Origin of the sequence: Streptomyces capoamus (genome assembly GCF_014654935.1) — a bacterium.
Lineage (GTDB): Bacteria > Actinomycetota > Actinomycetes > Streptomycetales > Streptomycetaceae > Streptomyces > Streptomyces capoamus.
The window spans coordinates 73,088-82,122 of record NZ_BNBF01000019.1; the positions used below are offsets into that span (position 1 = coordinate 73,088).

The window sequence follows — 9,035 nt, forward strand, 5'->3', positions numbered from 1 at the left end:
ACATCGCTCCCACCGATGCCGAGGTGCTGGGTGAGGTGCTGATCCGGCTTCAGGTCGGTGGGGACCAGGCGCTGTTCCGCTCGTCGGCGCCACCGCTCGTGGCCTTCCTCGACCGCACGGACAAGCTGGTGCCGCTCGGCCAGGAGGGCGCGCTGGCCGACTTCGACGCTCACCTCGACGAGGCTCTGGACCGCATCCTCGCCGAGGAGCAGAGCGCCGGCTGAAGCGTTACGGCACGGTCGGCCGACGCTCCGCCACGTCGCACGGGACCGTGCAGGAACGCTTCTGCAATCGGCTGGTCACCGGCATCCGCGCCCGTCCACCGGTGCGGCAGGGGTGCGCCCTGGTCCGCACCGTTCCGGCCCCGTGTTCACCGCTTCCGGCGCCGGCCACGGCCGCCCCGTGCCGGCGCGGCCTGTGCGCCGGCGGGTGCCGTGGCGTGCGGGCCGGGCCGGTCGGCCGCCACGACCAGGGCGGCCAGCGCGGTGGTGACCGGGACCGAGGCCACCAGACCGATCGAACCCACCAGCGTGCGCACGATCTCCTCCGCGACCAGCTCGCTGTTGGCCACGGTCCCGACGCTGCTCTGGGCGATGGAGAACAGCAGCAGCAACGGCAGCGCGGCCCCCGCGTAGGCGAGGACGAGGGTGTTGACCACGGAGGCGATGTGGTCGCGGCCGATGCGGATGCCCGCCCGGTACAGGCCGCGCCAGCCCATCGACGGGTTCGCCTCGTGCAGCTCCCAGACGGCCGACGTCTGGGTCACCGTGACGTCGTCCAGGACGCCGAGCGAACCGATGATGACACCGGCCAGCAGCAGGCCGCTCATGTCGATCGACGGATACAGGCCGTGGATCAGCCCGGTGCTGTCGTCGGTGTTGCCGGTCAGCGCCGCCCAGCCGATGAAGAGCGACCCGAGCACACCGATCAGCGAGAGCGAGATCAGCGTGCCGAGCACGGCCACGGACGTACGGGCCGACAGGCCGTGGCACATGTACAGGGCGATGAGCATGATGGCACTGGCCCCCACCACGGCGACCAGCAGCGGGTTCGAACCCTGCAGGATCGCCGGCAGGATGAACAGCGTCAGCACCAGGAAGCTGACGGCCAGGGCGACCAGTGCCATGACCCCGCGCAGCCGGCCCACCACGACGACGGCCACCGCGAAGATGCCCGCGAGCAGCGCCATGGGGAACTTGCGGTCCACATCGGTCACCGCGTACTGCAGTTCCCTGGGGGCCGAGGGCTCGTAGGCGACCACGACCTTCTCGCCCTGGTGCAGCTGGCGTGTCTGGTCCGGCTGCACGATCTCGGTGAACGTACGGCCCTGGTCCTTGCCGGTGTCGACGCGCACGGTCGCCTTCTTGCACGAGCCGTCGGCCTGTTGCCGCGCCGACGTGTCCCCGGTGGCGGCCGTGCCGTCCGTCGGGGTGCCACCGGAGGCGTGCACCGACGTGCAGCTCACCTCGACGACCCGGGTGACGGTGGCCTGCTGGGTCTGCCGGTCGAAGCCGACGCCCGTGCGCTTGTGGGAGGGGGCCGAGCCGGGCCAGAGCACCACGAGACCCACGAGGACCGCCGCGGTGAAGGGGACCAGGACCGCCGCGATGACCTTGCGCAGATGCTTGGACACGGGGGCGGCAGGCCCGTGGCTGTGACTGTGACCGTGCGCGGAGCCATGGTTGTGCGAGCCGCCCGAGCCGCCCGAGCCGCCCGAGCCGCCCGAGCCGCTGGGGCCGTTGGAGCCGGCTGTGTGGCCATGGCCGTGGCCGTGGCCGTCCGCGTGCCCCTGCGCAGGAGCGGCAGCACGGCCGGCCTGCGACGCTCGGTGGCCGTGTGCGACGCCCTGGACCGAGCCGTCTCGGCCGTGCGGCTCGGGCGGCTGGTAGGGGTACTGCTCCATCCTGGTCACCGCCAGATCATCGCAAGAACGGTGGGGGCCCACTGTTCACCGCGCCACACATGGCGCTAGCGTGGAGTCACCTTTGCACACGCGGGAGCTCGGAGCACCGGGCTGAGAGGGCGCTGACCTCCGTACACGCGATGTTTCACGTGGAACGACCGATGTTCCACGGGAAGCGCCGGCTGACGGACACCGCTGCGTCGACCGCCGAACCTGTTACCGGGTAATGCCGGCGTAGGGAGTAGGTCTCATGACCAACAAGGATGCACGCACCCCTGCCTCCGTCCAGGACGAGAAGCCGGAGGCCGGGAAGACAGTCGGCTGGCACAAGGCGTACGTCGAGGGATCGCGCCCCGACCTGCGGGTGCCGGTCCGTCAGGTGCACCTCACCAACGGGCAGTCGGTCACGCTGTACGACACGTCCGGCCCGTACACCGATCCGCTCGTCGACACGGACGTCCGCCGGGGCCTGCCGCCGCTGCGGGAGAACTGGATCGTCGCTCGCGGCGACACGGAGGAGTACGCGGGCCGCCCGGTCCGTCCCGAGGACGACGGCATCAAGCACACCTCACCGCGTGGCGGGCTGCGCAACCTGGACGCGGTCTTCCCGGGACGTCCGCGACAGCCGCGCCGGGGCCGCGAGGGCCAGGCGGTCACACAACTCGCGTATGCGCGCCGGGGGGAGATCACGCCCGAGATGGAGTACGTGGCCATCCGGGAGGGCGTCTCGCCGGAGGTGGTGCGCGAGGAGCTGGCGGCGGGCCGGGCCGTGCTGCCGGCCAACGTGAACCACCCGGAGATCGAGCCGATGATCATCGGCAAGCGGTTCCTGGTGAAGGTGAACGCCAACATCGGCAATTCCGCGGTGACCTCCTCCATCGAGGAGGAGGTCGAGAAGATGACCTGGGCGACCCGCTGGGGTGCCGACACGGTCATGGATCTGTCCACCGGGCGCAACATCCACACCACCCGCGAATGGGTCCTGCGCAACTCCCCCGTCCCCATCGGCACGGTGCCGCTCTACCAGGCCCTGGAGAAGGTCGACGGCAAGGCCGAGGAACTGACCTGGGAGATCTACAAGGACACCGTCATCGAGCAGGCCGAGCAGGGCGTGGACTACATGACCGTCCACGCGGGCGTGCGGCTGGCGTACGTCCCGCTCACCGCCCACCGCAAGACCGGCATCGTCTCGCGCGGCGGCTCGATCATGGCCGCGTGGTGCCTGGCGCACCACAAGGAATCGTTCCTGTACGAGAACTTCGAGGAGCTGTGCGAGATCCTCGCCGCCTACGACGTCACGTACTCGCTGGGCGACGGTCTGCGGCCCGGGTCGATCGCGGACGCCAACGACGAAGCGCAGTTCGCGGAGTTGCGCACGCTCGGGGAACTCAACCGGATCGCCAGGCGTTTCCACGTACAGACGATGATCGAGGGCCCCGGGCACGTCCCGATGCACAAGATCAAGGAGAACATCGACCTTCAGCAGGAGATCTGCGATGAAGCTCCGTTCTATACGCTCGGCCCGCTGACCACGGACATCGCGCCGGCGTACGACCACATCACCTCCGGCATCGGTGCCGCGATGATCGCCTGGTGGGGCACGGCGATGCTGTGCTACGTCACTCCCAAGGAACACCTGGGCCTGCCCAACCGGGACGACGTCAAGACCGGAGTCATCACCTACAAGATCGCGGCGCACGCGGCGGACCTCGCCAAGGGGCACCCCGGCGCGCAGGAGTGGGACGACGCACTGTCCGACGCCCGCTTCGAGTTCCGGTGGGAGGACCAGTTCAACCTCGCCCTGGACCCCGACACGGCACGGGAGTTCCACGACGAGACCCTGCCCGCCGAGCCCGCCAAGACGGCCCACTTCTGCTCCATGTGCGGCCCGAAGTTCTGCAGCATGAAGATCAGCCAGAGCATCACGGAGCGGTTCGGTGGCGCGGCGGCTGACGGGGCTTCACCCGAGGAGATCGCCGAGGGGATGCTCCAGAAGTCGAAGGAGTTCGCGGCGAGCGGGAACAGGGTGTATCTGCCGCTCGCCGACTGAGCCGGCGCACGGACGACTCTCTACGATGCCTCACATGGGCGGGGTGGACGTGGTCAACGGAGTCGTCGGTGCTGTGTTGGGGATGCTGTTCGCGGTGCTGTTCCAGCAACCGCTGCAGGACGGCTGGTACAGGCTGCGTACGCGCTCCGCGCGGGCGGTACGCAGCCTCCGGCAGCGGGAGGAGTCCGGCCCCGCGTGGAGGACCTTCTCCCTGGGACCCCTGCACACGTCCGCCCTGATCGTGGAGGGAGACGGGGAGTCGCCCATATCCAGCAGATCCGTCTACATCCAGGTACTCGACCAGGAGATCGAGCTGCCGGCGGACATGTCCGGCTGGCGGGCCGAGATCGAGGCGGAGTGCGCGCGTGTGCAGTCGGAGGGCGGGACACCGCTGTGGAACGGTCCGCGCTACGCGGTCGAATCGCTCGACGTCTCCCGGACCGCTCTCGACGAGCGGCCCGAAGTACATCTGCGGCTGCGTCCGACGGACTACTACACCTTCCTCGCGGCCCAGCAGCTCGACCGCCGGCTGCCCGACGGTACGACCCCCCGTTCGCGCTATATCGACCCGGAAGACCCGCTCCGGGCTCCCGCGTTCCTCCACTGCAGTTTCGCCGTCAACATCGCGGTGGTGACGGCCGACGACATGCTGGTCGTCAGCCGGCGCAGTGACCGGGTCCGCATGGCTCCCGGAGTGTGGAACTCGTCCGTCAATGAGGGGCTGTCCCGGCACATCGACTCGTCGGGCAGAAGCGCTCCGGACCTGCACGCCGTCGCCCGGCGCGGCATGCGGGAGGAGCTGGCCATCGAACCGGGCGAATACAAAATCGAGTTGCTCGCCTTTGTGCTGGATCTCGACAAACGGCACTGGAGCGCCCACTTCTACGCCAAGCTGGAGCACCTGACCTGCGAGGGTCTGCAGTCTCGTATGAGCCGCGGGGTCGCGGACAGATGGGAACACCAGACCATCGACTACGTGCCCTTCCGCCCGGCGTCAGTGATCAAGTACCTGCTCCGTACCGATCGGATCCATCGGTGGGCCCCTCTCGCCCCCGCCCTCTTCCATCTCGCGTTGGTGCATGTCTACAGCCGCACATCGGTCGAAAGGGCGGCCGCGCAGGTCGTTCGCCGCATGGCCTAACCGAGGGTGACGCCCGGAACGGCCCTCGTCACTCGGGCTGGTGCTCGGGGCCGCCGAAGTCCGGGCTCGAGTAGTCGGGGCTGGTGAAGCTGGGGCGGCCGGAGCCGGTGCCGCCGTCGGGGCTGGTGAAGCCGGGGCGGTCGTAGCCCAGGCGCGGTATGCGGCCGGTCGGCGCGGGCGGGGCCGGGTGGCCTGCGCCGGTCGTGCCGGGCGCGGCGAGCGCCTCCTGGAGGAAGGGCAGGATGCCACGCTCCAGCAGGGCGTTCCGCCAGGCCTCCCGGGCCCTGCCGAGTTCCTCGTGGGCGGCGTCCCGGTCCGGCCCGTCCGCCGGGGTGCTGTTGCGCAGGGCGGTGAGGAGCAGTCCGACGGCGGCGACGAGGATCGCGGCCGCGGTGATGGCGCCGAACACCCAGCCGGTGGTGAGCAGGGTCCGGGCGAGAGTGTGCCCGGCACCCAGCATCTTCAGGAGGTAGCCCACCAGCAGGAAGATCACCGCGGCGGTTCCGGAGAGGACGGGGGCCAGGACGGCGATGACCGCGCCGGCGCCGGCGCCGGTGCCGGCGGCGGTTGCGTCGGCGGCTTCGCCGTGGGGGGTGGCGAGGCCGGTGCTCGGACCGGGGGCGGCCGTATCGGACGCGTCGGCGGTCGGCGCCGGGTGGCGCAGCGCGTCGCGGAGTGTGACGTAGTGCTGGTACTCGGCCGCCGCGGCTGCCGTGATCAGGGCGGAGGCGCTCAGCGCCATGGTGCGCAGTTGTTCGGGGTTGAGCCGCCGGCCGACGGCGGCCGTCTCCGGTCGGTGCGGTGCGGAGCGCAGCGCCTCATCGAGGAGCCGCTCGAATTCCTGGCGGTCCTCGCTCTGCAGGTACTGCGGAACGCTGTTCATGTGCATCCCCCGATGCTCCGTAGGGCTGGGGGCTCGCACGCCGGCGAGCCGTCGGGCAGAAACGGAGGGGAGCCTGCTACGGATAAGCCGATGGTAGAGCCGTGACGGCGCGCGGTGACAGGGGATTGCCGGAATTTACGTTCCTGCCTGCGCGTCTGCCTGCGCGGACGCGGCCGGGGACACCTGCTGTGGACCGTCAGATCTCCAGGGGGAGTTGCTGGACCAGCAGCTTCCCGGCCATGGTCACGCCGCCGTCCATGGCGATGGCCAGCCCGTCGGCGTAGATGTGCGGTCCCTCGACGACCGGGCCGGTGTTCTCCTCGCCGTCCTCGGAGCCGACCTCGCCGAGGAGGTAGGGAATGGGGCTGTGCCCGTGAACGACCCGGGCGCCGCCGTACGTATCGAGAAGCGAGCGCACGGCGTCGGCGCCGCCCTCGTCCCGGAAGGAGAAGCGCTTGGTGAACTTGCGGAACAGGTCCCAGACCTCGTCGGCGTCGTTGCGGGTCAGCGTCTCGCGGACGGTGTCGTTGACCGCCTCGATGGAGTCGCCGTAGTCGAGGTAGGCGGTGGTGTCGGAGTGGAGCAGCAGGTAGCCGTCGACCTCCTCGACGGCGTCGAGACGGGCCATCCACTGCAGGTGGTGGTCCTGGAGGCGGTCCATGTCGGTCTTCTGGCCGCCGTTGAGCAGCCAGGCCGCCTGGAAGGTGGCGGTACCCGCGCCGGAGTTGACGGGCGTGTCACCGAACCGTTTGGCGCCGAGCAGCAGCAGCTCGTGGTTGCCCATCAGGGCCTTGCAGTAGCCGCCTGCCGCCGCGGCCTCGGCGGACAGCCGCATGACCAGGTCGATGACGCCGATGCCGTCCGGGCCGCGGTCGGTGAAGTCGCCGAGGAACCACAGCCGGGCGGTGCCGGCGCACCACTGGCCCGAGGCGTCGATCAGCCCCTGCTCCCGCAGGGCGGCCAGCAGTTCGTCCAGGTAACCGTGCACGTCACCGACGACGTAGAGGGGTCCGGGGCCGGAGGCGGGCTGCGGCGCCGGGGCGGCGGGCGCGGGCTCGACGGGGACCTGGAGGGTGTCGCCGCGGTTGATGACGGGCAGGTCGCGTTGGGTGGGCGTGTAGCCCCCGGGGTACGCCTCCTCGGCGGGCGGGACGACATCGCCGGGGTGGATGCTGCGGACGTACGGACCGGTCTCGTGGACGTACGCGGGTACCCGGAAGTCGCGCAGCGTCGCCGTCCGCTCCGTCTCGGGTCCCTGACCGGCCCCCTGAGTCATCAGACCCCTCCACCATCGCGCCGCATCTGCACCGCTTCGGACTGCCTGGTCGCAGCGGTCCGCGGTGTCGTGCGCCCATCATAGGAACGCGCGTCGCGCCGTGTGATGACCCAGGGGTGGTGAATCGGAACAACACTCCGGTTCGCCGCGGCTTTCGCCCCGTTTGGGCAGATGTTCGACTCGCTGACGGCCGATCGGGGAGCCGACCGGCCGGTTCCACGACGCGCCGGCTCCCGACCGGCCCGGGCATTCCCGCGTCGTCCGACGGCCGCGACGGCCGTGCGGGTGCGGGCGCTTCCGTGCCCGCTTCCGTGCCCGCGACCGCGATCGCCGCACCGGCCGGGCGGGTGTGTTCGCGCCCCTCTGGCCGCCGCCGTACCGGCCAGGAGGCGACCGGCCCGGAGGCGACCCGCCCGGAGGCGGCCGGTACGGCAGGCCGCGTTACGTGTCGTCCGGTGTCCGCGGCGGGCTGACCGTCGTGCGCGGAGGCCGGCGCTGGGAGGACGTGCGCACGATCAGTTCGGTCGGTATCACCTGCTCGACCGGGTGGTCGGATTCGACGCCCTCGATGGCGTCGATGAGGAGCTGGACGACGGCGGTGCCGATACGGCGCGGCTTCAGGGAGAGCGTGCTGATGGGCGGCTCGGTGCTGGCGTACACGGTGGACTCGCTGCAGCAGACCAGCAGCAGGTCGTCGGGGACGCGGAGGCCGTAGCGGCGGGCGGCGGCGAGCAGGTCGGTGCCGTTGGGGTCGAACAGGCCGTAGACGGCGTCGGGCCGGTCGGGGCGGGCGAGCAGCCGGTCGGCGGCGACGGCGCCGGCGCACGGGTCGTGCGCCGGGTAGGCCTCGTAGACCGGATCCTGGCCGACGCGTTCGCACCAGCGCAGGTAGGCGGTGGTCGACAGGTGGGTGTAGGTGTCCGTCGTGGTGCCCGTGAGCAGGCCGATGCGGCGGGCGCCGGCGTCGGCGAGGTGGTCGAGGATGCCGAGCACCGCGGCCTCGTGGTCGTTGTCGACCCAGGCGGTGACCGGCAGGGAGCCGGCCGGGCGGCCGTCGGAGACGACCGGCAGCCCCTGCCGGACGAGTTCGCTGACCACCGGGTCCTGGTCGGAGGGGTCGATGACGACCGTGCCGTCCAGGGCGACGTTGGACCACACGTCATGGCGGGAGGTCGCGGGCAGGATGACGAGGGCGTAGCCGCGCGCGAGCGCGGCCGACGTGGCGGCCCGGGCCATCTCGGCGAAGTACGCGAACTCCGTGAAGGTGAAAGGTTCATCCCCGTACGTCGTCACGGTCAGGCCGATCAGGCCCGACTTGCCGGTACGGAGGGTGCGGGCGGCGGCCGATGGTCGGTACCCCAGCCGGTCGGCGACCTCACGGACGTGGCGCCGGGTGGCATCCGGGAGCCGGCCCTTGCCGTTGAGGGCGTCGGACACGGTCGTGATGGAGACCCCGGCGGCGGCGGCAACGTCTCTGATGCCCGCCCGGCCCGGCCGACTGCCTCGACGTGAGGTTTCCGCGCGGCTCACCTGGTGCTTCCCTGCTGCTGTCATGGCGAGCCGATAGTAGGGCTCATGTGGTGGGGTAGTGCGGACGCATATGCACGCGTTGACAGGCACGTTTCTGCAAGGCCATGAGCCGTCAACTGCCTTGGAAAAGAAGGTAGTTGAGCGATCGAATGGCAAGACGTTACTTGTCGACGCGGATGGGCCTGCCACGTGCCCGATGTCTCGAAGAGGTCTCAACTCACCTTCACGAGGGACGCGCGCCACGGCGCAAGC

Annotated in this window: 7 protein-coding genes; 3 read left to right on the forward strand and 4 right to left on the reverse strand. The window is 70.7% G+C overall.

Annotation, left to right across the window (positions count from 1 at the left end; genetic code table 11):
• A partial coding sequence (locus IE312_RS41985) for an SsgA family sporulation/cell division regulator (protein WP_229900474.1) occupies window positions 1–224 on the forward strand: 224 nt, incomplete at its 5' end.
• A 146-nt stretch (window positions 225–370) separates the two neighbouring features.
• Here the strand turns inward: IE312_RS41985 and IE312_RS26820 are convergent.
• Window positions 371–1,903: a YibE/F family protein gene (locus IE312_RS26820; protein ID WP_189984964.1), complete on the reverse strand. Its 1,533-nt coding sequence runs from the start codon at window positions 1,901–1,903 to the stop codon at window positions 371–373.
• 250 nt (window positions 1,904–2,153) lie between these two features.
• Here IE312_RS26820 and thiC point away from each other — a divergent pair, with 250 nt between their 5' ends.
• Together thiC and IE312_RS26830 are read left to right on the forward strand one after the other, a co-directional pair.
• The gene (thiC, locus tag IE312_RS26825; RefSeq protein WP_189984894.1) at window positions 2,154–3,953 is read left to right on the forward strand and encodes a phosphomethylpyrimidine synthase ThiC; all 1,800 of its coding nucleotides are present in this window, start codon (window positions 2,154–2,156) and stop codon (window positions 3,951–3,953) included.
• Window positions 3,954–3,987: 34 nt separating this feature from the next.
• Window positions 3,988–5,094, forward strand: a complete 1,107-nt coding sequence (locus IE312_RS26830) for a hypothetical protein (RefSeq protein ID WP_189984895.1) — start codon at window positions 3,988–3,990, stop codon at window positions 5,092–5,094.
• Between the two features lie 28 nt (window positions 5,095–5,122).
• Here the strand turns inward: IE312_RS26830 and IE312_RS26835 are convergent, their stop codons facing one another.
• The 3 genes from IE312_RS26835 to IE312_RS26845 all read right to left on the reverse strand — a co-directional run bounded on the left by IE312_RS26835 (window position 5,123) and on the right by IE312_RS26845 (window position 8,807).
• A complete protein-coding gene (locus IE312_RS26835) occupies window positions 5,123–5,983 on the reverse strand; it encodes a hypothetical protein (protein ID WP_189984896.1) in 861 nt (286 codons plus the stop codon).
• Window positions 5,984–6,173: 190 nt separating this feature from the next.
• The gene (locus IE312_RS26840) at window positions 6,174–7,253 is read right to left on the reverse strand and encodes a metallophosphoesterase (RefSeq protein WP_189984897.1); all 1,080 of its coding nucleotides are present in this window, start codon (window positions 7,251–7,253) and stop codon (window positions 6,174–6,176) included.
• Window positions 7,254–7,694: 441 nt separating this feature from the next.
• The gene (locus IE312_RS26845; RefSeq protein ID WP_189984898.1) at window positions 7,695–8,807 is read right to left on the reverse strand and encodes a LacI family DNA-binding transcriptional regulator; all 1,113 of its coding nucleotides are present in this window, start codon (window positions 8,805–8,807) and stop codon (window positions 7,695–7,697) included.
• Window positions 8,808–9,035: the final 228 nt, after the last annotated feature.